The sequence below is a fragment of the Pantoea sp. Cy-639 genome, assembly GCF_011752525.1.
Classification (GTDB): domain Bacteria; phylum Pseudomonadota; class Gammaproteobacteria; order Pseudomonadales; family Pseudomonadaceae; genus Aquipseudomonas.
Window position 1 is genome coordinate 299,403 of sequence record NZ_VWXI01000003.1, and the last position, 21,921, is coordinate 321,323.

At 64.2% G+C, this 21,921-nt stretch carries 24 protein-coding genes and 1 riboswitch; of the genes, 12 read left to right on the forward strand and 12 right to left on the reverse strand.

From position 1 onward, the window contains the following. The first annotated feature begins 4 nt into the window (after nucleotides 1–4). Nucleotides 5–1,003 (forward strand): methyltransferase, encoded by a 999-nt coding sequence (locus F3J43_RS05695; RefSeq protein ID WP_166883837.1) that lies wholly within the window; start codon nucleotides 5–7, stop codon nucleotides 1,001–1,003. A gap of 38 nt (nucleotides 1,004–1,041) precedes the next feature. Further along, nucleotides 1,042–1,163, forward strand: a riboswitch (yybP-ykoY riboswitch). An 84-nt stretch (nucleotides 1,164–1,247) separates the two neighbouring features. After that, the gene (locus F3J43_RS05700) at nucleotides 1,248–1,838 is read left to right on the forward strand and encodes a TMEM165/GDT1 family protein (RefSeq protein WP_502706597.1); all 591 of its coding nucleotides are present in this window, start codon (nucleotides 1,248–1,250) and stop codon (nucleotides 1,836–1,838) included. Between the two features lie 99 nt (nucleotides 1,839–1,937). On the opposite strand, the gene F3J43_RS05705 is transcribed toward F3J43_RS05700, so the two are convergent. Next, the gene (locus F3J43_RS05705) at nucleotides 1,938–2,753 is read right to left on the reverse strand and encodes a M48 family metallopeptidase (RefSeq protein ID WP_166883839.1); all 816 of its coding nucleotides are present in this window, start codon (nucleotides 2,751–2,753) and stop codon (nucleotides 1,938–1,940) included. Nucleotides 2,754–2,903: 150 nt separating this feature from the next. On the opposite strand from F3J43_RS05705, the gene F3J43_RS05710 reads away from it, so the two are divergent. Next, nucleotides 2,904–5,045: a methyl-accepting chemotaxis protein gene (locus tag F3J43_RS05710; RefSeq protein WP_166883840.1), complete on the forward strand. Its 2,142-nt coding sequence runs from the start codon at nucleotides 2,904–2,906 to the stop codon at nucleotides 5,043–5,045. An 89-nt stretch (nucleotides 5,046–5,134) separates the two neighbouring features. On the opposite strand, the gene F3J43_RS05715 is transcribed toward F3J43_RS05710, so the two are convergent. Genes F3J43_RS05715 through F3J43_RS05725 form a run of 3 tightly spaced genes read right to left on the reverse strand, consistent with a single transcriptional unit; the run spans nucleotide 5,135 to nucleotide 6,211 of the window. Then, nucleotides 5,135–5,755, reverse strand: a complete 621-nt coding sequence (locus F3J43_RS05715) for an SOS response-associated peptidase (RefSeq protein WP_166883841.1) — start codon at nucleotides 5,753–5,755, stop codon at nucleotides 5,135–5,137. A gap of 13 nt (nucleotides 5,756–5,768) precedes the next feature. Then, nucleotides 5,769–6,029 (reverse strand): putative signal transducing protein, encoded by a 261-nt coding sequence (locus tag F3J43_RS05720; RefSeq protein ID WP_166883842.1) that lies wholly within the window; start codon nucleotides 6,027–6,029, stop codon nucleotides 5,769–5,771. Beyond that, complete coding sequence (locus tag F3J43_RS05725; RefSeq protein ID WP_166883843.1) at nucleotides 6,029–6,211, reverse strand: CPXCG motif-containing cysteine-rich protein; 183 nt, start codon at nucleotides 6,209–6,211, stop codon at nucleotides 6,029–6,031. The genes F3J43_RS05720 and F3J43_RS05725 overlap by 1 nt, the downstream gene beginning before the upstream one ends. A gap of 125 nt (nucleotides 6,212–6,336) precedes the next feature. Between F3J43_RS05725 and F3J43_RS05730 the strand changes: the two genes are divergently transcribed. Further along, on the forward strand, nucleotides 6,337–7,503 hold the full coding sequence (locus F3J43_RS05730) for a 1-acyl-sn-glycerol-3-phosphate acyltransferase (protein ID WP_166883844.1): 1,167 nt from the start codon (nucleotides 6,337–6,339) through the stop codon (nucleotides 7,501–7,503). 111 nt (nucleotides 7,504–7,614) lie between these two features. Here F3J43_RS05730 and F3J43_RS05735 read toward each other — a convergent pair whose 3' ends face one another. Beyond that, nucleotides 7,615–7,875, reverse strand: a complete 261-nt coding sequence (locus F3J43_RS05735; protein ID WP_166883845.1) for a hypothetical protein — start codon at nucleotides 7,873–7,875, stop codon at nucleotides 7,615–7,617. Between the two features lie 159 nt (nucleotides 7,876–8,034). On the opposite strand from F3J43_RS05735, the gene F3J43_RS05740 reads away from it, so the two are divergent. Continuing rightward, entirely contained in the window at nucleotides 8,035–8,241 is a 207-nt protein-coding gene (locus F3J43_RS05740) for a hypothetical protein (RefSeq protein ID WP_166883846.1), read from the forward strand. Between the two features lie 74 nt (nucleotides 8,242–8,315). On the opposite strand, the gene F3J43_RS05745 is transcribed toward F3J43_RS05740, so the two are convergent. Beyond that, nucleotides 8,316–8,900 (reverse strand): YajG family lipoprotein, encoded by a 585-nt coding sequence (locus F3J43_RS05745; RefSeq protein WP_166883847.1) that lies wholly within the window; start codon nucleotides 8,898–8,900, stop codon nucleotides 8,316–8,318. Between the two features lie 782 nt (nucleotides 8,901–9,682). Between F3J43_RS05745 and mqo the strand changes: the two genes are divergently transcribed. Further along, nucleotides 9,683–11,188, forward strand: coding sequence for a malate dehydrogenase (quinone) (gene mqo, locus F3J43_RS05750; protein ID WP_166883848.1), 1,506 nt, complete (start codon nucleotides 9,683–9,685; stop codon nucleotides 11,186–11,188). Nucleotides 11,189–11,287: 99 nt separating this feature from the next. Here mqo and F3J43_RS05755 read toward each other — a convergent pair whose 3' ends face one another. The 4 genes from F3J43_RS05755 to F3J43_RS05770 form a co-directional block, all read right to left on the reverse strand. After that, on the reverse strand, nucleotides 11,288–11,578 hold the full coding sequence (locus F3J43_RS05755) for a PA4642 family protein (protein ID WP_166883849.1): 291 nt from the start codon (nucleotides 11,576–11,578) through the stop codon (nucleotides 11,288–11,290). Between the two features lie 70 nt (nucleotides 11,579–11,648). Next, entirely contained in the window at nucleotides 11,649–12,119 is a 471-nt protein-coding gene (locus F3J43_RS05760; protein ID WP_166883850.1) for a hypothetical protein, read from the reverse strand. Between the two features lie 94 nt (nucleotides 12,120–12,213). Further along, entirely contained in the window at nucleotides 12,214–12,687 is a 474-nt protein-coding gene (locus F3J43_RS05765) for a WbuC family cupin fold metalloprotein (protein ID WP_166883851.1), read from the reverse strand. 2 nt (nucleotides 12,688–12,689) lie between these two features. Further along, nucleotides 12,690–13,247: a hypoxanthine-guanine phosphoribosyltransferase gene (locus tag F3J43_RS05770; RefSeq protein WP_166883852.1), complete on the reverse strand. Its 558-nt coding sequence runs from the start codon at nucleotides 13,245–13,247 to the stop codon at nucleotides 12,690–12,692. Nucleotides 13,248–13,412: 165 nt separating this feature from the next. Here F3J43_RS05770 and upp point away from each other — a divergent pair, with 165 nt between their 5' ends. Both upp and F3J43_RS05780 read left to right on the forward strand, forming a co-directional pair. Next, entirely contained in the window at nucleotides 13,413–14,051 is a 639-nt protein-coding gene (upp, locus tag F3J43_RS05775) for a uracil phosphoribosyltransferase (RefSeq protein WP_028691132.1), read from the forward strand. Nucleotides 14,052–14,053: 2 nt separating this feature from the next. After that, nucleotides 14,054–15,328: a uracil-xanthine permease family protein gene (locus tag F3J43_RS05780; RefSeq protein WP_166883853.1), complete on the forward strand. Its 1,275-nt coding sequence runs from the start codon at nucleotides 14,054–14,056 to the stop codon at nucleotides 15,326–15,328. A 105-nt stretch (nucleotides 15,329–15,433) separates the two neighbouring features. On the opposite strand, the gene hemH is transcribed toward F3J43_RS05780, so the two are convergent. Both hemH and F3J43_RS05790 read right to left on the reverse strand, forming a co-directional pair. Beyond that, nucleotides 15,434–16,447 carry a ferrochelatase gene (hemH, locus tag F3J43_RS05785; protein WP_166883854.1) on the reverse strand — a complete coding sequence of 338 codons (1,014 nt, stop codon included), beginning with the start codon at nucleotides 16,445–16,447 and terminating at the stop codon, nucleotides 15,434–15,436. 13 nt (nucleotides 16,448–16,460) lie between these two features. Further along, complete coding sequence (locus F3J43_RS05790) at nucleotides 16,461–17,366, reverse strand: TIGR01777 family oxidoreductase (RefSeq protein ID WP_166883855.1); 906 nt, start codon at nucleotides 17,364–17,366, stop codon at nucleotides 16,461–16,463. 187 nt (nucleotides 17,367–17,553) lie between these two features. Between F3J43_RS05790 and F3J43_RS05795 the strand changes: the two genes are divergently transcribed. The 4 genes from F3J43_RS05795 to phrB all read left to right on the forward strand — a co-directional run bounded on the left by F3J43_RS05795 (nucleotide 17,554) and on the right by phrB (nucleotide 21,915). Beyond that, a complete protein-coding gene (locus F3J43_RS05795; RefSeq protein ID WP_166883856.1) occupies nucleotides 17,554–18,540 on the forward strand; it encodes an NAD(P)/FAD-dependent oxidoreductase in 987 nt (328 codons plus the stop codon). Nucleotides 18,541–18,649: 109 nt separating this feature from the next. After that, the gene (locus F3J43_RS05800; protein WP_166883857.1) at nucleotides 18,650–19,612 is read left to right on the forward strand and encodes a DUF523 and DUF1722 domain-containing protein; all 963 of its coding nucleotides are present in this window, start codon (nucleotides 18,650–18,652) and stop codon (nucleotides 19,610–19,612) included. Then, a complete protein-coding gene (locus F3J43_RS05805) occupies nucleotides 19,602–20,471 on the forward strand; it encodes a MerR family transcriptional regulator (RefSeq protein ID WP_166883858.1) in 870 nt (289 codons plus the stop codon). The genes F3J43_RS05800 and F3J43_RS05805 overlap by 11 nt, the downstream gene beginning before the upstream one ends. A gap of 25 nt (nucleotides 20,472–20,496) precedes the next feature. After that, nucleotides 20,497–21,915 carry a deoxyribodipyrimidine photo-lyase gene (phrB, locus tag F3J43_RS05810; RefSeq protein WP_166883859.1) on the forward strand — a complete coding sequence of 473 codons (1,419 nt, stop codon included), beginning with the start codon at nucleotides 20,497–20,499 and terminating at the stop codon, nucleotides 21,913–21,915. Nucleotides 21,916–21,921: the final 6 nt, after the last annotated feature.

Here is a 21,921-nt window from a genome sequence, read left to right on the forward strand (position 1 = left end):
GTCCATGGACCCGCGCAGTGAAGTGTTGCTCCGCCAGGCAGAGCTGTTCCAGGGCCCGCTGCTGATCGCAGGCGCTCCCGCCGACGGCCTGCTCGGTCAACTGCCCGCAGCCCATGCCTGGACCTGGCACGCGGGCGACCAGGCCCTGCTGGAAAGTCGCTTCAGCGGGCGCAGCCACTATGGCGTCGAGGTGCCCGCGGTCGACTTCGAGGCCGCGGTGCTGTTCCTGCCCAAGTCCCGCGAACTGGCGGCCTACCTGCTCAACGCCCTGGCTTCGCGCCTGGCCGGGCGCATGCTGTACCTGGTGGGCGAAAAGCGCGGCGGCATCGAGGGCGCGGCCAAACAGCTGCAGGCACTGGGCAAGCCTCGCAAGCTCGACAGCGCCCGGCATTGCCAGCTGTGGCAGGTGAGCGTGGATAACGCACCTCTGGCCAAGCCGCTGGAAAGCCTGGCCGAGCGTTTCGAGCTGGCGCTCGAGGACGGTCCACTGCAGGTGATCAGCCTGCCGGGGGTGTTCAGCCACGGCCGCCTGGACAAGGGCAGCGCCTTGCTGCTGGAACACCTCGATGGCCTGCCCGTCGGTCATGTGCTGGACTTCGGCTGTGGCGCCGGAGTGCTCGGCGCGACGGTCAAGCGGCGTTATCCACAGAGCCGGGTAACCTTGCTCGACGTGGATGCCTTCGCGGTCGCCGCCAGTCGCCTGACCCTCGCCGCCAACGGCCTGGAAGGCGATGTGATCAGCGGTGACGGCATCGATGCGGCACCGACCGGGCTGGCCCTGATCCTGAGCAATCCACCGTTCCACACCGGGGTCCACACCGATTACCAGGCGTCGGAAAACCTGCTGAAAAAATGCAGCCAACATCTGCAAAGAGGCGGAGAAATGCGGATCGTCGCCAACAGTTTCCTGCGCTACCAGCCGTTGATCGAAGGGGCGCTGGGCAATTGCGAGATACGCGCCGAGGCACAAGGCTTTCGCATCTACCGGGCAACACGCGGATAAAAACGGGGCTTGCCGAATGCGTTCGGCATAGGCAGAATCCGCTCCGTCCTAGGGGAGTAGTCTCCCGCGAGTGCCCTGCTCGCCCGGCACGCGTCAACACACTTGGCCCACAGGCCATGGCGCGTGCGACCCACGATCTGCACAGACAGATCCAGGGTTTGACAAGACCTATGACACGCACACCTTACCCGGGGCGGGGAGGTCGTACGTGTCATAGCCGTGTCGACCCGCCCCCGTAGGAATCCTGATGCTGGAATCTCTGCTCGTCCCCACCGCCATCGTTGCCCTCGCCGAAATCGGCGACAAGACGCAGTTGCTCGCGCTCATCCTCGCGGCCCGCTTCCGCAAACCCTGGCCGATCATCGCCGGGATCATCGCCGCCACCCTGGCCAACCATGCGGCGGCCGGTGCTGTCGGCGCCTGGGTCAGCAGTTTCTTCACCGAATCGGTGCTGCACTGGATCCTCGCGGCGAGCTTCACCGCCACCGCCCTGTGGACGCTGGTACCGGACAAGATGGACGATGACGAAACCAGCAACGCCCGCCGCTTCGGGCCGTTCCTGACCACCCTGATCGCGTTCTTCCTGGCCGAGATCGGCGACAAGACCCAGGTCGCCACGGTGATGCTGGCGGCCCAGTATCCACACCTGATCATGGTGATCCTCGGTACCACCCTGGGCATGCTGATCGCCAACGTGCCGGTGGTGCTGGCCGGCAACTTCGCGGCGGAGAAACTGCCGCTGGCGCTGATCCGTCGCCTGGCGGCCGCGGCGTTCTTCGTGCTGGCCGTCGTCGCGGTGTACTCGGCGATGAAGACCAGTGGCTGGATTGGCTGACTGCCCCCCCTGACGGCAAGCGCCAGACTCGCCGGCGCCGGCAAGGATCGCGTCAGCCTTTGCAAGGGTGGGCAAGGACTTGCCCACCTGTAGGCAGACTTACTTCTTCGCGGCCTGGTACAGCGGCATCACTTTGGGAATGGCCGCCTGCAGCGAGGCGATCCGGCTGGCGGAGGCCGGGTGGGTGCTCATGAACTCGGGCGGCGCACCTTCGGAGGCCTTGCTCATCTTGTTCCACAGGGTGATCGCGGCGTTCGGGTCGTAGCCGGCGCGGGCCGACAGTTCAAGGCCAATCAGGTCGGCTTCGTTCTCGTTGGCGCGGCTGTTGGGCAGGGTCATGGAGTAGTTCACCACGGTGTCGGCCAGCGCCATGCTGTCCTGGCCGAGGCCGAAGATGGCGCTGGCGCCCTGGCGGGCCATTTCCACGCCGTAGGCCTTGGACATCGCCTCGCGACCATGCTCGCGCAGGGCGTGGGCGATCTCGTGGCCCATCACCGCGGCGATCTCGGCATCGGTGAGCTTGAGCTGGTCGATCAGCCCGGTGTAGACGATGATCTTGCCACCCGGGCCGCAGTTGGCGTTGAGCTCGTCGCTCTTGATCACGTTGACTTCCCATTTCCACTGCGCGGCATCCGGCCGGAACTGTGGCGCCTGGGCGATCAGCCGGTCGGCGATGGCCTGCACCCGCCGGGCGTCGGCGCTGCTCTTGTCCAGCGCGCCTTTGCTCGACGCCTCGCCGAGGGTCTGCTGGTACGACTGGGCATACATCTGGTTGACCTCATCGGTCGAGAGCATGCTGAACATGTATTGCTTGCGCTCGACGCCGACGGCCCCACCGCTGGTGGTATTGACCGCCTGGCAGCCACCCAGCAGGACACTGGCACTCAGCAGGCTGACAACGAATGACTTACGCATTTGAACACTCCCTTTTTACGTGCCGCGTATCCTAGGGCCAGACGCCCGCCCCCGCCATAGCCGCAGGGAAGATTTCTCCACCCCCCTCATGCTTTCGTATTACCCCGCCGATAACCCCTGAACACGACCCCCTTGTGCGCGGAGCTTTTCATGAAGTTCAAGTCGATCCAGTTTTCCGTGGCAGCCCTGGCCGGCGCCATCGTGCTGAGCATTGTCGCAGCCTTGGTGCTGTATGCCGTCTATGCCGGCGAACGTACCCAGGCCCTGGTGCAGCAGCGTACCCAGCAGCAATTCGAAAACGTGATCGAACAGCGCCTATCGGCCCTGGCGCGCACCCAGGTGAGCGAAATCCAGCGGCGCCTGGAAGCCCCGTTGTCGATCGCCCGCGGCCTGGCCACCAGCAACGCCATGCTCGGCATGCAAGGCGCCGATGGCCGTCCGCTGCTGCGCATCGACCGCGAGCAGTTGATCAACCAGCTCAAACGCACCGTGGAGGTCAACCCGACGGTGCTCGGTGCCTATCTGGGCTGGGAACCCAACGCCCTCGACCATGACGACGCCCGCTACGTCGGCAGCCACCAGATCGGTATCGACAGCGCCAGCGGGCGCTTCCTGCCCTGGTGGTTCCGCAATGGCGACGGCAGCCTCGGCCAGGACAAGCTGGCCGATGTCGACGACCGTACGGTCCTGGCCACCGGCGTGCGCGCCAGCGAGTACTACCTGTGCCCTAAAGAGTCGAAGAAAGGCTGCGTGATCGACCCGGCCCCCTACAAGGTCGGCGACAAGACGGTCATGCTCGCCTCGTTCGTCGAACCGATCATGATCGATGGCCAGTTCCAGGGCATGGCCGGGGCCGACCTGTCGGTGAACTTCATCCAGGACCTGCTCAATGCCGCCGACCGCCAGCTGTATGACGGTGCCGGCGAACTGGCCCTGGTGTCGAGCAACGGTCGTCTGGTCGCCTATACCCGGGATCCGGCGAAGTTCGGCGAAAAAGCCAGCGATGTGCTCGACAGCGAGGAGGCCGCCACACTGAAGAGCCTGACCGGTGAAGACCTGCACTATGAAGTCGACCCGGACAAGGACCGCATCGAGCTCTATCTGCCGTTCAAGGTCGCCAGCACCGATGCACGCTGGACCCTGCTGCTGGAACTGCCGCTGAGCACGGTCATGGCCGATGTCCACGCGCTGCAGAACGACCTGGCCGACCAGCGTCGCACCGACATCACCGGCATGACCCTGGTCGGCCTGGCCATCGCCGCCGTCGGTCTGCTGGTGATCTGGCTGCTGGCCGTGGGCATCGCCCGCCCGCTGCGTCAGATGGTGGCCATGCTCGACGATATCGCCCAGGGCGAAGGTGACCTGACTCGCCGCCTGCAAAGCGACCGGGCCGACGAACTGGGTGCCATCGCCACGGGCTTCAATACCTTCCTGGCCAAGCTGCAGGCAATGATCAGCCAGGTGGTCAGTTCGGTGCAGAAAGTCAGCGACTCCTCGGAACACACCGCCGATATCGCCATCCGCACCAACCAGGGCGTGCACAAGCAAATGGCCGAGATCGACCAGGTGGCCACTGCCGTGCACGAAATGACCGCCACCGCCCAGGACGTGGCACGCAATGCCACGCAAGCGGCCCAGGCCGCCAGCGAGGCCGACCGCGCCGCCAACCAGGGCCTGGATATTGTCCGCGATACCTCCGAGTCGATCAGCGCCCTGGCTGCCGAGATCGGCCGCGCGGTCACCGTGGTTCAGGACCTGGCGCGCGACAGCGAGAACATCAATGCCATCCTCGTGGCCATCCGCGCCATTGCCGAACAGACCAACCTGCTGGCCCTCAACGCCGCCATCGAGGCCGCCCGTGCCGGCGAGCAAGGCCGAGGCTTCGCCGTGGTCGCCGACGAGGTGCGCAACCTGGCGCAGAAAACCCAGCAGGCCACCGAAGAAATCCAGCAGATGATCCAGCAACTGCAACAGGGCACCCGCGAAGTGGTCAGGGTGATGGAGGACAGCCAGGGCAAGACCGATGTCAGCGTGCTGCAGGCCAGCCGTGCCGCCGAATCGCTGGAAAGCATCACCCAGGCCGTGTCGGTGATCAACGACATGAACACCCAGATCGCCAGCGCCGCCGAAGAACAGAGCGCGGTAGCCGAGGACATCAATCGCAACGTGATCAACATCGGCCAGGTGGCGGGTGAAGTGGCCGGTGGCGCGGATGAGTCGAGCCAGGCGAGCGCCGAGCTGACCAAGCTGGCCGAACAGCAGCGGCGACTGATCAATCAGTTCAGGGTGTAAGGCCCCGCTGGGGCCAGCCTTGCTGGCGAAACATGCGCATGGAGCCGGCTTCGCCGGCTCCTGCAACTTGCGCGGGATACCTCGGTACCTCAGGCGGGAGTGAGGCACTCCGGCCCGTCGAGCTTCGGGTCATTGACGAAGTACGCCAAGGCACGCTCGCGCAGCGTGCCCGGTGGCTTGGCCAGCAGCTCGTGAAGACGTGGCAGCGGCGTGTCCGGATCGAGCCAGATCGCCTGCTCCGCCTCATCCAGGATCAACGGTCGACGCTGATTCATCGCCGCCTGGGTGATCACCGCGCAACTCAGCCAGACCTGCTCCTGTACCGGATAGGCCTCCCATACACCAGCGAAGAACAGCGACGCGCCCTCCCCCGGGGTCACCCAATACGGACGCTTGCGCGCGGTGCCGCGCCATTCATAGAAACCGTTGGCGGGTATCAGGCAGCGCCGTTGGCGCAAGCCATCGCGAAACATTGGCTGCTCGGCGAGGGTTTCCGCCCGGGCCTGGGCCGGGGTGCGGGACAGGTCGGTGAGCCAGGCCGGGGTCAGCCCCCAGCGGGCGCTGGCCAGTTGCAACTGGCCATCGAGACGGCGCTGGATCAATACCGAGGCGCCAGGCGAGATATTCCATTGGGCCTGCTGGCCCGGGGGAAATCCCGGCAGGCCGGCGAAAGCCTGGGACCAGCGAAACAGGGCGAAGCGTCCACACATGGGCGAAATAAACCTAGCAGATCAGGGTTCCGGGGTAACTCTCCGGTTCGTCGCCGGCAAGTGGCTGGGCGGCATTGTACGCGTCGATCAGCTGTCGCGCGTAGCCAGCCTGTTCGTCCGCTACCGCCAGGCCAAGCAGGCCTTGCATCGGCAACTCGCCAGCCGCCCCGATCAGGTCGCGGCCGACCAGGTGCACCGCGACGCCTTCGCTGGCCAGCATGTCCACCAGCATCTGCGCCTCCAGCAGGCTTTCCGGCTCGTAGATCCGTCGCATCAGTCGTTCTCGCCGTAGACATCGAGCATCCATTCGTCGCCATGTACCTGCAGTACAAAGCGAATAGGCTTGCAGCAGACTTGGCAGTCTTCGATATATTCCTGATCACCGCCGGACAGATCCACCGTCGTCTCGACTTCTTCACCACAATAAGGGCAATCGTAGATCGCAGTCTCCAGCATCGCGGCCTCCCGAGTGACTTGTGCGTATAATTGCCGGTCTGTTTACAGGGTCTGTGTGTGTCCGAGCCGTTTTTCGGACCCCGTCCCTACTTTATTACCCTAGCCGTTTCCAACAAGAGAGCATGATGGGCGAATTCGATGCCATCCGACCCTACGACGACGCTGAAGTGCCTGCTGTTCTGGCACGCCTGCTCAGCGATCCGGCATTCCTCGATATCCTCACCCACTTCCGCTTCCCGCGCGCGGCGGGCGCCTTCGGCTGGCTGCTCAAACCGCTGATCGCCCGGCGCCTGCGCCAGGAGTTCGCTGGCGTCAAATGCGTCTCCACGCTACAGGACAAGGTCGAGTACTACGTCGACCGGACCATCGACCGCGCCACCGACGGCGTCACCTACAGCGGCGTCGAACAGCTCAAGTCCGGTACCGCCTACCTGTTCCTGGCCAACCACCGCGACATCGTCATGGACCCGGCCTTCGTCAACTACGCCGTCTACCACGCCGGCCTGCCGACGCCACGCATCGCCATTGGCGACAACCTGCTGCAAAAACCGTTCGTCAGCGACATGATGCGGCTGAACAAGAGCTTCATCGTGCACCGTTCGATCAGCGGCCGCCGCGAGAAGCTGGCCGCCTACCAGCTGCTGTCGGCCTACATCAACCACTCGATCCGCCATGATTGCGTGTCGATCTGGATCGCCCAGGCCGAGGGCCGGGCCAAGGACGGCGACGACCGTACCGATTCGGCGATCCTCAAGATGTTCCACATGAGCCGCAAGGACGAGCCGTTCGGTACCGTGATCCAGGACCTGAACCTGATTCCGGTCTCTATCAGCTACGAGTACGACCCTTGCGACCTGGCCAAGGCTCGCGAGTTGTACATCCGCGCCACCACCGGCAGCTACAAGAAGGCCCCGGGCGAGGACGACAACAGCATCGCCCAGGGCATCACCGGCTACAAAGGCCGGGTACACATCAACTTCGCCCCGCCGGTGACCGAATACCACGAGGACACCAAGCAACTGGCGCTGGCCATCGACCAGCAGATCCTCGGCGGCTACCGGCTGTTCCCGGTGCACTACCTGGCCTACGCGATGTGGGCGGAAAAGGACACGACACTGGCAGTGCCCGGCGCCGAGAAACTGTTCCCGGCCGACGAGCTGGCCAAGGCCAGGGAAGAGTGGCAACGGCGCCTGGACGCCTGCCCGGTGGAACACCAGCCGTACCTGGTGCAGCAGTATGCGACGCCGGTCCGTAATCAGTACCAGGTCAAGCGCGAACCTGCTTCCGCCTGAAACGGGAGCTCGCTGCCCCGCGATGCGTTGACTGGCACCAGCCTTGCCGGTGATCGCGGGGCAAGTCCCATCAGCGTCCTGCGCGCCCTCTACAGGGCAGGCATCGGGCCTTCAGATCCGGGTACTGAACCAGGACAGCAGCAAGGCCATCGCCAGGCAGGCAAAACCGAGAATGTAGAAGTAGCGCGGTACCCGCTGCCCGAGGGTATCCACCACGCCTTCGTCCACGGCCAGGCGTTCGCGGGCCACCGTCTCTCGCCGCCGGGCGCTGTGCAGCAGCAACCCGCCCGGGCAGGTGATCAGCAGGGCCAACAGATTGATCAGCTTGGCCGGATGGGCGGCCAGAAAGCCCCAGAGCATTTGCAACGACATTGCGCGACCTCGGTATCACGTGCGGCAAAGCCCGGCATTCTACCCAAGCACTGGCCCGACGCCGTGACTTTGCGACCAGCAGTCGGTTTAATTTCATCTGTCACACGCTCGTCATCAAGGCAGGCCACCCTGTCGGCCTTCCACTGACCGGAGCTTGACATGCTGCACGCCGAAAACCAGGACCGCCTCTACCTCGTTACCCAGAGCGATGAACAACAGGCACTGATCGACGGCTTCGCCATCAACGTCCAGGATCGCCAATGGCTGGTGTATTGCGCGCTGGGCGGGCACACCCACGACGATCTGCCTGAAGTCGACCTGGGGACCGGAATCAGCCTGCTGGACTTCCACGTCCAGGCCGCCTGAGCCCTATTCCTTGCTGACTCGGCCAATAAAAAACCCGCTGCCAGGCAGCGGGTTTTTCTGATGCCACGAAACGCTTACTCGCCCAGAACCTGACCGATGGTCGGATCCTTGAACAGGCGAGTCAGGGCATCGCTGAGCACATCACCGACCAGCTTGGTGTTGGTCTCCTGGTTCGGAGCCATGCCGAAGCGCTGATCCAGCGAGGCGCCATAACGGCCGCTGTAGCGGCGGTTGGCATTGGCCACGTCGGCACGGAAGGTCGCGCCGATGGTCGCCTCGGTCACATACATCTTGTCCTTGGGCGACTGGTACTTGAGCTCGGCCAGGGTCACGGTCAGCTGCGGCGCGTTGTAGGCGTTGGCCGTCGGGGTGAAGCCGAGCAGGCGCACCGCGGCTTCGGCCTGGGCTTGCAGCTTGGGCAGCACATCGTTGCCCGTGACGGTGATGGTGCTGGTCTCGGGGTACATGCCACCACGGGTCCCCAGCGATTGCGAAGCCCGGCCATCGACCACCTTGACCACCACCGGCTGGCCATGGCCGACCGGGGCAAGCTGGGCGGTAAGCTTGGGCTGCGGGCTGAGTTGTTGCGGGCTGTGGGCACAACCGGCCAGGCTCAGGCTGGCCACCGCGAACAAACCGAACAACAGACGTTGCAACATGCGCGTTTCTCCAGAAAAAGCGGCAAAGGCCCACAGTATACCTAGCGGCAAGCTGGAAGCGGCAAGCCACACGAAAAAGCCGCCACGCCAGCACGCCCCGTTTTCCTGCAGCTTGCAAACACCCCGGATTGCACCCGCGCAAGCCACCACTGGCGACGGCGCACCCTGCCGGCCTGACAAATGCAGCAATAAATCCCAAGAAGTACGACCTTTCTGCCCGCGACCTCGTTATAATCTCCCCCCGATTATAAGGACGTCTCCTGATCGGGCCCCGCATTCGCCGCTTGACCCCGGCACCCTCGACGCTTCGCCCACAGAGAGCCTTCCACTCAGGTCTTGCATTGGCTGTCGTGCCTGCTGTTCCCGGCCTTCTGCTTCGCATGAACCTGCGGGTTGCCATCGCGCAGTCCACTTTTGAGGTTCACGACTCCAAAAGAGCGTGAAAAAACGGTTTTTCACAACTTCACGAGAGTGTGGCGAGCAAATGAACAGTCTGGCATGTGTAAAAGCGGCAGATGTCTCACGAACAGCCCTGAACAGACGGCAACAGCGCTCATCCTGGATGGGAGCCTGAGGCCGGTCCATAACGCACGACGGATCACTTGACCATAAGTCGAATTGCCGCACCCGTGGCAAAGGGCGTTCAATACCCGAACACCCAAGACTGATTGGCGGTATCCGCGGAAGTTGCAAGAACTGCGAAGAGTCGGACATGGCGATCCTGGCCACCCCAGGAATCCTATGCTGTCAATTAGGTGCTGTAGATTGTGGAGACGCGTTAAATGGCGCAGAACGAATCGGTTGATGTAGTACTGGTAGGCGCGGGCATCATGAGTGCCACCCTGGCCGTACTGCTCAAGGAGCTCGACCCGACCCTCAAACTGGAGGTCGTCGAGGCGATGGACTCCGGGGCCGCGGAAAGTTCCAACCCCTGGAACAACGCCGGTACCGGCCACGCCGGCCTGTGCGAGCTGAACTATACCCCGCAGGCCGCCGATGGCAGCATCGACATCAAGAAGGCCGTGCACATCAACGCCCAGTTCGAGGTTTCGCGCCAGTTCTGGGCCTACCTGGCCAGGAAAGGCAGCTTCAGCTCGCCGCGCGCCTTCATCAACCCGGTGCCGCACCTGAGCTATGTAGAGGGTGACAAGGGTATTGCCTTCCTCAAGAAGCGTTTCGAGCTGCTCAAGCAGCATCACGCCTTTGCCGAGATGGAATACACCGAAGACAAGGCGCTGATGAAGGAGTGGATGCCACTGATGATGCCCGGCCGCGCGGCCGACCAGCGCATCGCCGCCACCCGCGTCATGAAAGGTACCGACGTCAACTTCGGCGCCCTGACCAACAAGCTGCTCAAACTGCTGGGCAACAGCCCACAGACCCAGGTCAAGTACAGCAAGAAAGTCGTCGGCCTGCGCCGCAACGGCAGCGGCTGGACCGTGAGCATCAAGGACGTCAACAGCGGCGGCAGCCGCGAAGTCGACGCCCGTTTCGTCTTCCTCGGCGCCGGCGGCGCGGCCCTGCCATTGCTGCAACTGTCCGGGATTCCGGAAAGCAAAGGCTTCGGCGGCTTCCCGGTCAGCGGCCAGTGGCTGCGTTGCGACAACCCCGAGATCGTCAAGCAGCACCAGGCCAAGGTCTACAGCCAGGCTGCGGTCGGCGCGCCGCCAATGTCGGTGCCGCACCTGGACACCCGCGTGGTCGACGGCAAGAAATCGCTGCTGTTCGGCCCATACGCCGGCTTCACCACCAAGTTCCTCAAGCACGGCTCGTTCATGGACCTGCCGCTGTCGGTACGCATGGGCAACATCGGCCCGATGCTGGCCGTGGCCCGTGACAACATGGACCTGACCAAGTACCTGGTCAGCGAAGTGATGCAGTCGATGGAACAGCGCCTGGAGTCGCTGCGCCGCTTCTACCCCGAGGCCAAGGCCGAGGACTGGCGCCTGGAAGTGGCCGGCCAGCGCGTGCAGATCATCAAGAAGGACCCGAAGAAAGGCGGCATCCTGCAGTTCGGCACCGAGCTGGTCTCGGCCCAGGACGGCAGCCTGGCCGCCCTGCTCGGCGCCTCGCCTGGTGCCTCGGTGACCGTGTCGATCATGCTCGACCTGATCGAGCGCTGCTTCCCCGAGCAGGCCAAGGGTGCCTGGGCCGCCAAGCTCAAGGAGATCTTCCCGGCACGCGAGAAGACCCTGGCCAACGACGCCGCGCTCTACCACAAGATCAGCGCCGACAACGACGTGGCCCTGGAACTGGTGGACAGCAGCCCGGCCAAGCACTACGCCTGAACCGGCTGAAACGAAAAAACGCCCCTCGGGGCGTTTTTTTGTACCTGGCTACAGGCTGGCGCGAACGAGAGAACAGGACTCGTCGAGCCGCGCCCGGGATCAGCCGCGTGCGTTGGCGATGATCTCGATGTATTCCGGTGCGTTGCGCTGGTCGGCGATCGCCTCGACGAAGGTCTTGCCGTGCTCGTCCTTGCCATCGAGGTCGTAGCCGGCCGCGACGAAGAAACCGACATAACGCGCGAAGTCGTCGACACGCAGGCCACGGTAGGCCTTGATCAGCTTGTGATGCGAAGGCGAGGTCAGGCCATCTGCCGGCTCGAACTGCAGGAAGGTCTTGATGTAGTCATCGCTGATCTCGTCACCAATCACTTGTTTCTTGTCTTTGCGCATCGCCGACTCCAACTGGGCCATCACGGGGATTTTCGAAGGCCGGCAGTGTACCCCTGCCCGGCGGCGGGCCTCAACGCGTACGTACGGTGCCGGTATGCAGGTCGGCCCAGATATGGCCGTTGCCATAGGTGAGGAACTGCACATACAGGGTCTCGTTGCGCAGCAGGTCCATGATCACCCGGTAGTTGGCCATCGGGTAATTCAGGGTCAACGTCCTGCTCTTGTCGTCGTAGGAAGGCTTCTTCAGGCTCTTGCCACCCTCGCCATCGAAGTTGATCAGCACCTGGGCAATGGTCGAGCCCTTGCTCAGCGGCTTGCCTTTCAGGCGCATCTGCAATGACGACGTGATCGGGATGGGTTGCTGGTCGGACTGGCGCTGGGTGCCGACCACCACGCTGTAGTCGGTGACCTGCAAGAGTTGCTGGCCGACCGGCGCCGACTGGCGCAGGGAAAGGTCGTCCGGAGGGAGGAACTGGCTATGCAGCGGGGCAGCGGAAAGCGGCAGGCTCAACGCCAGCAGGAGGGGAACGATCGCACGCATGTAGGGCTCCTTCGTATGAGAAGGCACTCTAGCATGGTCTTTCCAACGCTTCCGACCCGACCGCTCGGGTCAGGATCGGAGGCGTTGCCGTGCATCAGTCGAACTGCGCGCACATCCAGGCGTGGTACTCGGCGACGCCCGGCTCACCCTCGCGGGGCGCCCAGTGGGCATGCTCACCCTCACCGACCGGACGGTACGGCCCGGACTTGCACTCGAACATCACGCTATCCGCCTCGAGCACCACCAGCCCGTGGTAGGTGCCCGGTGCCAGATCGACACCCAGGCACTCGCCACCGGCCTGCAGCACACGCTTGTCGAGCACCTGGCCCTGCTCGTCGAAAATCAACAGGCCCAGACGGCCTTTCAGCACGATGAGTGCTTCGGCCTTGTCATCGTGCAGGTGGCGGTGCGGCGGAATGTAGGTATGCGGCTGCAAGCCCACGGCCATGCGATGACAGGCCTCTTCCATGTCATGGAAGTTGTGGTGCGCGCGACCGCGCTGGCTGTCGCTGGCCTTTTGCGCCAACCCGGTGAACAACGACTGATCGAGGAACGAAGGCTGGCGCATGATCAGAGCCCCTGTACCGCGAAAATGCCATTGGCGTTGCGCCAGTAGCCTTTGTAGTCCATGCCGTAGCCGAAGATGTAGCGGTCCACGCACGACAGGCCGAAGTAGCTGGCCTTCAGGTCCGGGCTGGCCTTGCGGTCGTGATCCTTGTCGATCAGCACGGCGGTGTGCACCGAGCGGGCGCCGGCATGCTTGCAGAACTCGATGATGGCGCTGAGGGTATGGCCCTCGTCGAGGATGTCGTCGACGATCAGCACGTCGCGGTCGATGAACGAGACTTCCGGCTTGGCCTTCCAGAACAGCTCACCGCCGCTGGTCTGGTTGCGGTAGCGGGTCGCGTGGATGTACGAGACCTCCAGCGGGAACTGCAGGTGGGTCAGCAGCTTGCCGGCAAAGATCAGCCCGCCGTTCATCACGCAGAAGACCACCGGGTTCTTGTCGTGCAGGTCCTTGCAGATCCGCTCGCCAACCTCGGCAATGGCCGCCTCGACCTCGGCTTCGTTGTACAGGCAATCAGCCTCGCGCATCACTTGACGGATATGCTCGAGATCGGCGGACATGGCGCTCTCCAGGGGGTGCGTTTTGGAAAAGCGGGCAAAGGTACGCATCCGCTCGTCCCAGATCAAGCATTAATGGACTAACGTGCACAATGACTGCACGACATCAAGGACTGAATAGATTAATCTAGCGCGGTTTTTTTGCCCGCCTCCCGGAGCCCTCCCCCTATGCCTACTCGTGAGATCCGCCATCCGCTGATCCGCCACAAGCTCGGCCTGATGCGCCGTGCCGACATCAGCACCAAGAATTTTCGCGAACTCGCCCAGGAAGTCGGTGCACTGCTGACCTATGAAGCCACCCAGGACCTGCCGCTCGAGACCTATGAGATCGACGGCTGGTGCGGCAAGGTGCAAGTCGAGAAAATCGCCGGCAAGAAGATCACCGTGGTGCCGATCCTGCGCGCCGGTATCGGCATGCTCGACGGCGTCCTCAGCCTGGTGCCGGGCGCCAAGGTGAGCGCCGTCGGCGTCGCCCGCAACGAGGAAACCCTCGAAGCGCACACCTACCTGGAAAAACTCGCGCCGGACATCAACCAGCGCCTGGCCCTGATCATCGACCCGATGCTGGCCACCGGCGGCTCGATGGTCGCCACCATCGACCTGCTGAAGAAAGCCGGTTGCAAGGAAATCCGCGCCATGGTCCTGGTCGCTGCCCCCGAGGGCATCGCGGTGGTCGAGAAAGCCCACCCCGACGTGCAGATCTACACCGCCTCGATCGACCAGCGCCTGAACGAGCACGGCTACATCGTGCCAGGCCTGGGCGATGCCGGTGACAAGATCTTCGGCACCAAGCAGAAGGACGCCTGACCATGCAGGACGGCTTCAACGACCCGCTGTGGCGCCAGGTCGTCTCGGGTGCGCAGATGCTCTTCGTGGCGTTCGGCGCCCTGGTGCTGATGCCGCTGATCACCGGCCTCGACCCGAACGTGGCGCTGTTCACTGCCGGTATCGGCACCTTGCTGTTCCAGCTGGTCACGGGCCGTCAGGTACCGGTATTCCTGGCTTCGAGCTTCGCCTTCATCACCCCGATCATCCTCGCCAAGGGCCAGTTCGGCCTGGCCGAGACCATGGGCGGGGTGATGGCCGCAGGTTTCGTGTACACCTTCATGGGCCTGATGGTGAAGATCAAGGGCACCGGCTTCATCGACCGCATGCTGCCCCCGGTGGTAATCGGTCCGGTGATCATCTCCATCGGCCTGGCCATGGCGCCGATCGCCGCCAACATGGCGATGGGCAAGGCCGGTGACGGCAGCGCGCTGATGCCGTACAAGACCGCCATGATGATCTCCATGCCGGCCCTGCTGACCACCCTGATCGTCGCGGTGTTCGGCAAGGGCATCTTCCGCCTGGTGCCGATCATTGCCGGCGTGCTGGTGGGCTTCGCCCTGTCGTTCGCCTTTGGCGTAGTCGACACGGCGAAGATCGCCGCCGCGCCATGGCTGGAACTGCCCAACTTCACCGCGCCAGCCTTCAACTGGCAGGCTATCCTGTTCATCGTCCCGGTCGCCCTGGCACCGGCGATCGAGCACATCGGCGGAGTGATCGCAGTCGGCAGCGTGACCGGCCGCGACTACCTGAAGAAGCCTGGCCTGCACCGCACCCTGCTGGGTGACGGCCTGGCGACCACTGCTGCCGGCCTGTTCGGCGGCCCGCCCAACACCACCTACGCCGAAGTGACCGGCGCAGTGATGCTGACCAAGAACTACAACCCGAAGATCATGACCTGGGCGGCGTTCTTCGCCATCACCCTGGCCTTCATCGGCAAGTTCGGCGCCCTGTTGCAAAGCATTCCGGTGCCGGTCATGGGCGGCATCCTGTGCCTGCTGTTCGGCTCGATCGCAGCGGTGGGCATGAACACCATGATCCGCCACAAGATCGACCTGTCCGAAGCGCGCAACCTGGTGATCGTCTCGGTGACCCTAGTGTTCGGTATCGGCGGCGTGTTGATCGGCAGCGGCGACGGCCCGGACGACTGGGGCCTGAAGGGCATCGCCCTGTGCGCCGTGGTGGCCATCGCCCTGAACCTGATCCTGCCAGGCAACGACGGCTGGAAGAACAAGAAGCTGGACGACCAGTTGCCTTGATCTAGCCGGGAACAACGCTGTGGGAGCGAGCTGGCTCCGCGATGGTGATCGTAGCTGATACCATCGCGGGACAAGCCCGCTCCCCCAACGCCCTGCAAGCGGCCCTCAGGCCCGCTCGCACATCCCCGCCAACACCCTCACCCATTCCGGGTGATCATTCAGACACGGCACCAGCACCAACTCCTTGCCGCCCGCCTCGATGAACTGCTCGCTGCCACGCATGCCGATCTCTTCCAGGGTCTCGATGCAGTCGGCGACGAACGCCGGGCACATCACCAGCAGCTTCTTCACCCCAGCCTTGCCCAGCTCGTCCAGCCGCGTCTCGGTATAGGGTTCGATCCATTTGGCGCGCCCCAGGCGCGACTGGAACGACACCGACCACTTGCCATCCGGGATGCCCATCTTCGCCGCGAACGCTCGTGCGGTTGCCAGACACTGGCCGCGGTAGCACAGCGCACGCATCTCGGCGCTGGCGTCCTTGCAGCAGTCGGCTGCCTGGAAATCATGCTGGCCGGTAGGGTCGAGTTTCTTCAAGTGGCGCTCGGGCAGGCCATGGAAGCTCAACAGCAGGTGATCGTAGTCCTGCTCCAGGTAGGGCTGGGCGCTGGCGGCCAGGGCCTCGATGTAGTCAGGATGCTCGTAGAACGGCTGCAGCACGCGCATCTGCAAGGGCAGACCGCGCTCGGTAATGGTCTGCTTCGCCAGTTCGACCACCGTGGTCACGGTACTGTCGGCGAACTGTGGATAAAGCGGTGCCAGGGTCACCTTGCGCACACCTTGGGCTGCCAGACGTGCCAGTACCTCCGGGAGCGCCGGCTGGCCATAGCGCATGGCGATTTCCACCGGACCGTGGGGCCAGTGCGCAGTCATCGCCTGCTGCAGGCGGCGGGTCAACACCACCAGCGGCGAGCCCTCGTCCCACCAGATCGAGGCATAGGCATGGGCCGACTGCTCCGGCCGCTTGATCAGGATCAGCGACACCAGCAACCGGCGTACCGGCCATGGCAGGTCGATCACGTACGGGTCCATCAGGAACTGGTTGAGGTAACGGCGCACGTCGGCCACCGAGGTGGAGGCCGGCGAGCCCAGGTTGACCAGCAGCAGGGCGTGATCGGTCATGCAGCGTCCTATGTCAGAGGCGGCTGGACAAGTTGTCCAGGGCCGATTGCAGATCGTTGAAGCGGAAAGTGAAACCCGCAGCCAGCAGGCGAACCGGGCGAGCACGCTGGCCACCGAGCAGCAGGGTCGACAACTCGCCAAGCCCGACCTTGAGCAGCAGCGCCGGCATCGGCAGCAGCGCAGGACGGTGCAAGGCACGGCCCAGGCATCTGGCGAACTCGCGGTTGCGCGCAGGCTCTGGCGCGCAGGCATTATAAGGACCGCTGGCCTCGTTGTGCTGCAAGAGAAAATCAATCAGGGCGATCTGGTCTTCTATATGGATCCACGGCATCCACTGCCGGCCATTGCCCAGAGGCCCGCCCAGGCCCAGCCTGAAAGGCAGGCGCAGGCGCGACAAGAAGCCGCCGTCACTGGCCAGCACCAGCCCCGTGCGCACCAGCACCACGCGGATGCCGAGCGCCTCGGCACGGCTTGCCGTCTCTTCCCAGGCTATGCACAGCTGGCTGGCGAAATCTTCCTTCACCGGTGGCGAGGCTTCGGTCAGCTCGCGCTCGCCACTGTCGCCATACCAGCCTACGGCAGACCCGGAGATCAATACCCCGGGGCGCTGCTCACGGCTTTCCAGCCAGGCCAGCAGTTGTTCCGTCAGGGTGATCCGGCTGGCCCAGAGCAGGCTGCGCCGGGCTGCGGTCCAGGGTCGGTCGGCGATGGGCGCGCCGGCCAGATTGACCACCGCGTCCAGTGGATCGTCGGCGGCGATCTCGTCGAGCCGCGCCACACCACGCACCCCGGGGCCACAGTGTTTCGCTACCTCGTCGGGGGTTCGGCTCCACACGCTCAGGCGATGCCCCTGCCCTCGCCACAGCTGGCAAAGGTGTCGGCCGATCAGCCCGGTACCGCCGGTCAGCAATATATGCATGGCTGTGTCCTCACAGTTGGCGGCCGTGGTCTATTTTTAAGATCAAGGCACTTTTTTGACCGAACGCTCTCGGATAAACATAGGCGAACCTGTCCTATCGAGCGGAATAACCTTATACAAAATTGGCGTATTGTACAGGTTTGCCTGGCAGCGTAGTCTGCACACAGCTAGGTTCGAAGAGGCCATCATGACAGTACCTATTGCCATCATCGGTGCCGGTATCGCCGGCCTTTCCGTCGCCCAGGCCCTGCAAAAGGCCGGGCAGACCGTCCACCTGTTCGACAAGGGCCACGGCAGTGGCGGGCGCATGGCCAGCAAACGCAGCGAGGCCGGCGCGCTCGACCTCGGCGCCCAGTACTTCACCGCCCGTGACCGACGCTTCGTCGAACAGGTCCAGCACTGGGTCGCCGCTGGCTGGGCCGCGCAATGGAAACCGCAGCTGTACAACTACCGCGACGGCGAACTCAGCCCCTCGCCCGACGAGCAACTGCGCTGGGTCGGAGTGCCGCGCATGAGCGCCATCACCCGCGGCCTGCTCAAGGATGTCACGGTCAACTTCGGCTGCCGCATCGCCGAGGTATTCCGTGGCAAGCAATTCTGGCACCTGCAGGATACCGAAGGCTGCAGCCACGGGCCGTTCAGCCGTGTGGTGATCGCCGTGCCAGCGCCCCAGGCCACGCCCCTGCTGGCCGCCGCGCCGAAACTCGCCGCCGTCGCCGCCGGCGTGCAGATGGAGCCGACCTGGGCCATCGCCCTGGGCTTCCAGACGCCGCTGGACACGCCCATGCAAGGTTGCTTCGTGCAGGACAACCCGCTCGACTGGCTGGCCCGCAACCGCAGCAAGCCTGGTCGCGATGAACAACTCGACACCTGGGTGCTGCATGCCACCTCCAGTTGGAGCAAGCAGCACATCGACCTGCCCAAGGAGGAGGTGATCGAACAATTGTGGGGCGAGTTCGCCGAACTGGTCGGCTGCGTGGTGCCCCCTCCCACGTTCGCCCTCGCCCATCGCTGGCTGTATGCCCGCCCGGCCAGCAACCACGAATGGGGTGCCCTGGCCGATCCCGACCTGGGCCTCTACGCCTGTGGCGACTGGTGCCTGTCCGGACGTGTCGAGGGCGCCTGGCTCAGCGGCCAGGAAGCGGCCCGGCGCCTGCTGGAGCATCTGGAGTAGAACATTCGGCAAAGCTGTACAAGAAATTTTTCTTGTATAACTTTGCAGATGTGCTGGAATTGAACTTGTACAAACCTGAACACCTGTACAAGTCATTCCGGAGCTCACGATGCAAGCCTTCAGCCGCAAACCTCGCCTGGCCATCAGCGCCTGCCTGACCGGCCTCAACGTGCGCTACAACGCCGGACACAAGCAATCGCCCCTGCTCAAGGACCTGCTCGAAAGCCATTTCGAGTGGCGACCGCTTTGTCCGGAAGTCGCCATCGGCCTGGGCGTACCGCGCGAACCGATACGCCTGGTCGGCGACCCGGCGCACCCGGCAGTGACCGGCATCCGCGAAACCGCAACCGACCTGGCCGGCCCCTTGCGCGCCTATGCCGAGCAGGTCGCGGACGAGCTCGATGACATCAGTGGCTACATCTTCATGCAGAAGTCGCCCTCCTGCGGGCTCGAGCGAGTCAAGGTGTACCAGAACAATGGCCATCCCTCTCCCCAAGGAGGCCGGGGCGTTTATGCCGCGGCGATCTGCGCGCGGCGCCCGGACCTGCCGGTGGAGGAAGAAGGGCGCCTGCACGACCCAGTGCTGCGGGAAAACTTCATCAGCCGTGTCTATGCCTACGCCGACTGGCAGCAACTGCTGCGCCAGGGGCTGAGCCGTGGCGCCCTGGTCCGCTTCCACGCGCGCTACAAGTACCTGCTGATGGCCCATAACCCCCAGGCCTACCGAACGCTGGGCCGACAGCTGGGCAGCATGAGCCGCGATGACGATCCGCTGCAGATCGGCCCACGCTACTTCAGCCTGCTGATGCAGGCGCTGCGCCGCTGCGCCAGCCGCGGTACCCATGGCAACGTGCTGCAGCACCTGAGCGGCTACCTGCGCAACGACCTGGCACAGGCAGACAAAGCCGAACTGCGCCAGCTCATCGATCAGTACCAGCAAGGCGTGGTGCCTTTGGTCGTACCGATGACCTTGCTGCGCCACCACCTGCGCCAACACCCCGACCCCTACCTGCTGCAGCAAGCCTACCTGCAACCCCACCCCGAGACCCTGGGACTGCGCAATGCCATCTGAAGACCTGCTCCCCATCGGCGAAGTCGCCCGCCTGACCGGCGTCAACCCTGTCACCCTGCGTGCCTGGGAACGCCGCTATGGCCTGATCAAGCCCCAGCGCACAGCCAAGGGCCACCGCCTTTATCCACAGGACCAGGTACAACGGGTACAGGCCGTGCTGCGCTGGCTGGAACGAGGCGCGGCCGTCAGCCAGGTACGCCAGTTGCTGGACGAAACGGTCGATCCCGTCACGGCGATCCAGGGCGAATGGGGCGAGCGTATCGAGCAGATGGTCGGCGCCATCGCCCGCCTTGGCCAACGCCCGCTCGACCAGTCACTGAATCAGGCCATGGCCCTCTACCCTGCCGTCACCGTCTGCGAGCGCCTGTTCCTGCCATTGCTCGACACCCTCGCCCTGCGCTGGCAGACGCATTTCGACGCCCGCCTGGAACAGGTGTTCTTCAACACCTGGCTACGCAGCAAGCTGGGCGCGCGGGTGTACCACGATACCCAGTCACTGGCCGGCGCCAGCGTACTGCTCGCCCGCGCCGACGACAGCCCCTTCGATGCCAGGTTCTGGTTGTGCGCCTGGCTGCTCAGTAGCAGCGGCCAGGCACTGGAGATTCTCGAGTGGCCAGTCGAGCCCCGCCAACTGCGCCAGGCGGTGGAGCTGCTGCAACCTCGCGCCCTGGTGCTGCATCTGGGCCGCCGCAGCGACCTGGCCCCGCTCGGCAGCCTGCTGGGCGAACTGAAGCTGCCAAAGCTGCTCGGCGGTGCGGCACTCGGCCTGCACCAGGACGAGCTGCGCGCGCTCGGCCTGCCCGACCTTCAGCTGTTCGACACGCCACAGGCTGCCCTGCGCTGCCTGCAGGCCACCTGATCCTTTCGCCACGGAAACGCCCTGCATGCAACTGATCTGGCTACGCAACGACTTGCGTGTCGACGACAACACCGCACTCAGCGCCGCCTGCCAACGCGGCCCGACCGTGGCACTGTGGATCGCCAGCCCCGGCCAGTGGCAGCGTCATGACGATGCCCCGTGCAAAGTCGACTTCTGGCTACGCAACTTGCGCAAGATGAGCCAGTCCCTGGCGGCGTTGAACATTCCCCTGCTGGTACGCACCACGCAGACCTGGAACGAGATCCCCGAACTATTGCTCGAACTCTGCCGCCAGCACGGCATCGACACTGTGCACTGGAATGACGACTACGGCGTCAATGAGCAGCATCGCGACGAAGCGACCCGGCGCTTGCTGGAGCACGCTGGCATCGCTGTCCAGGGTCACCTCGACCAGTTGCTGTTCAGGCCCGGTAGCGTCCTGACCCGCAGCGCTCAGTACTTCCAGGTGTTCAGCCAGTTCAAGCGTGTCTGCCTCGAACACCTTCATCGCAGCCTGCCTGCCCTGGCGCCGCGCATCGCGCGCCAAGCGGCCCTGGCGATCGCCAGCGATCCCATCCCACAGCATGTCGAAGGCTTCGCTCGCCCCTCCAACAGCTTGCGCGAGCACTGGCCCGCCGGAGAGGACGAGGCACACCAACGCCTGGCCCGCTTCGTCGAGGAGGCCATTGGCGACTACGCGCAACAACGCGACCTGCCAGCCCAGGCCGGGACCAGCCAGCTCTCGCCCTACCTTGCAGCGGGGGTGATCTCGCCGCGCCAGTGCCTGCATGCGGCCCTGGCCAGCAACCTGGGAGAGTTCGACAGTGGCAGCACCGGCGTGCAGACGTGGGTCAGCGAATTGCTGTGGCGCGAATTCTACAAACACATCCTGGTGGGTTATCCACAGGTCTCGCGCCACCGCGCCTTCCGCGCCCACACCGAGGCCCTGCCCTGGCGCGAGGCGCCTGACGACCTCGAGGCCTGGAAAACGGGACATACCGGCTTCCCGATCATCGATGCCGCCATGCGTCAGCTGCTGCAGACCGGCTGGATGCACAACCGGCTGCGCATGATCGTCGCCATGTTCCTGAGCAAGAACCTGCTGATCGACTGGCGCCATGGTGAACGCCACTTCATGCGCCACCTGATAGATGGCGACCTGGCCGCCAACAACGGCGGCTGGCAATGGAGCGCGTCGACCGGCACCGATGCAGTACCCTACTTCCGCATCTTCAATCCGACTACTCAGTCACAACGTTTCGATCCACAGGGAACCTTCATTCGTCACTGGCTGCCAGAGCTGAAGAACCTGGATGAAAAATCGATACACCAACCGATGAAGTTTGCGGATCTATTTGCTACTAATAATTACTCAAGTCCAATAGTCGATCTCGAAAGCAGTCGTCAGCGGGCACTGGAGGCTTTCAAGGGGCTCCCCGGCTGACAGTAT

Bases quoted from the DNA above. Each gene is read 5' to 3' on its own strand.
- F3J43_RS05695 (WP_166883837.1), top strand. From the start codon at position 5: ATGGACCCGCGCAGTGAAGTGTTGCTCCGCCAGGCAGAGCTGTTCCAG.
- F3J43_RS05705 (WP_166883839.1), bottom strand. From the start codon at position 2,753: ATGCGTAAGTCATTCGTTGTCAGCCTGCTGAGTGCCAGTGTCCTGCTG.
- F3J43_RS05710 (WP_166883840.1), top strand. From the start codon at position 2,904: ATGAAGTTCAAGTCGATCCAGTTTTCCGTGGCAGCCCTGGCCGGCGCC.
- F3J43_RS05715 (WP_166883841.1), bottom strand. From the start codon at position 5,755: ATGTGTGGACGCTTCGCCCTGTTTCGCTGGTCCCAGGCTTTCGCCGGC.
- F3J43_RS05720 (WP_166883842.1), bottom strand. From the start codon at position 6,029: ATGCGACGGATCTACGAGCCGGAAAGCCTGCTGGAGGCGCAGATGCTG.
- F3J43_RS05725 (WP_166883843.1), bottom strand. From the start codon at position 6,211: ATGCTGGAGACTGCGATCTACGATTGCCCTTATTGTGGTGAAGAAGTC.
- F3J43_RS05730 (WP_166883844.1), top strand. From the start codon at position 6,337: ATGGGCGAATTCGATGCCATCCGACCCTACGACGACGCTGAAGTGCCT.
- F3J43_RS05735 (WP_166883845.1), bottom strand. From the start codon at position 7,875: ATGTCGTTGCAAATGCTCTGGGGCTTTCTGGCCGCCCATCCGGCCAAG.
- F3J43_RS05740 (WP_166883846.1), top strand. From the start codon at position 8,035: ATGCTGCACGCCGAAAACCAGGACCGCCTCTACCTCGTTACCCAGAGC.
- F3J43_RS05745 (WP_166883847.1), bottom strand. From the start codon at position 8,900: ATGTTGCAACGTCTGTTGTTCGGTTTGTTCGCGGTGGCCAGCCTGAGC.
- mqo (WP_166883848.1), top strand. From the start codon at position 9,683: ATGGCGCAGAACGAATCGGTTGATGTAGTACTGGTAGGCGCGGGCATC.
- F3J43_RS05755 (WP_166883849.1), bottom strand. From the start codon at position 11,578: ATGCGCAAAGACAAGAAACAAGTGATTGGTGACGAGATCAGCGATGAC.
- F3J43_RS05760 (WP_166883850.1), bottom strand. From the start codon at position 12,119: ATGCGTGCGATCGTTCCCCTCCTGCTGGCGTTGAGCCTGCCGCTTTCC.
- F3J43_RS05765 (WP_166883851.1), bottom strand. From the start codon at position 12,687: ATGCGCCAGCCTTCGTTCCTCGATCAGTCGTTGTTCACCGGGTTGGCG.
- F3J43_RS05770 (WP_166883852.1), bottom strand. From the start codon at position 13,247: ATGTCCGCCGATCTCGAGCATATCCGTCAAGTGATGCGCGAGGCTGAT.
- upp (WP_028691132.1), top strand. From the start codon at position 13,413: ATGCCTACTCGTGAGATCCGCCATCCGCTGATCCGCCACAAGCTCGGC.
- F3J43_RS05780 (WP_166883853.1), top strand. From the start codon at position 14,054: ATGCAGGACGGCTTCAACGACCCGCTGTGGCGCCAGGTCGTCTCGGGT.
- hemH (WP_166883854.1), bottom strand. From the start codon at position 16,447: ATGACCGATCACGCCCTGCTGCTGGTCAACCTGGGCTCGCCGGCCTCC.
- F3J43_RS05790 (WP_166883855.1), bottom strand. From the start codon at position 17,366: ATGCATATATTGCTGACCGGCGGTACCGGGCTGATCGGCCGACACCTT.
- F3J43_RS05795 (WP_166883856.1), top strand. From the start codon at position 17,554: ATGACAGTACCTATTGCCATCATCGGTGCCGGTATCGCCGGCCTTTCC.
- F3J43_RS05800 (WP_166883857.1), top strand. From the start codon at position 18,650: ATGCAAGCCTTCAGCCGCAAACCTCGCCTGGCCATCAGCGCCTGCCTG.
- F3J43_RS05805 (WP_166883858.1), top strand. From the start codon at position 19,602: ATGCCATCTGAAGACCTGCTCCCCATCGGCGAAGTCGCCCGCCTGACC.
- phrB (WP_166883859.1), top strand. From the start codon at position 20,497: ATGCAACTGATCTGGCTACGCAACGACTTGCGTGTCGACGACAACACC.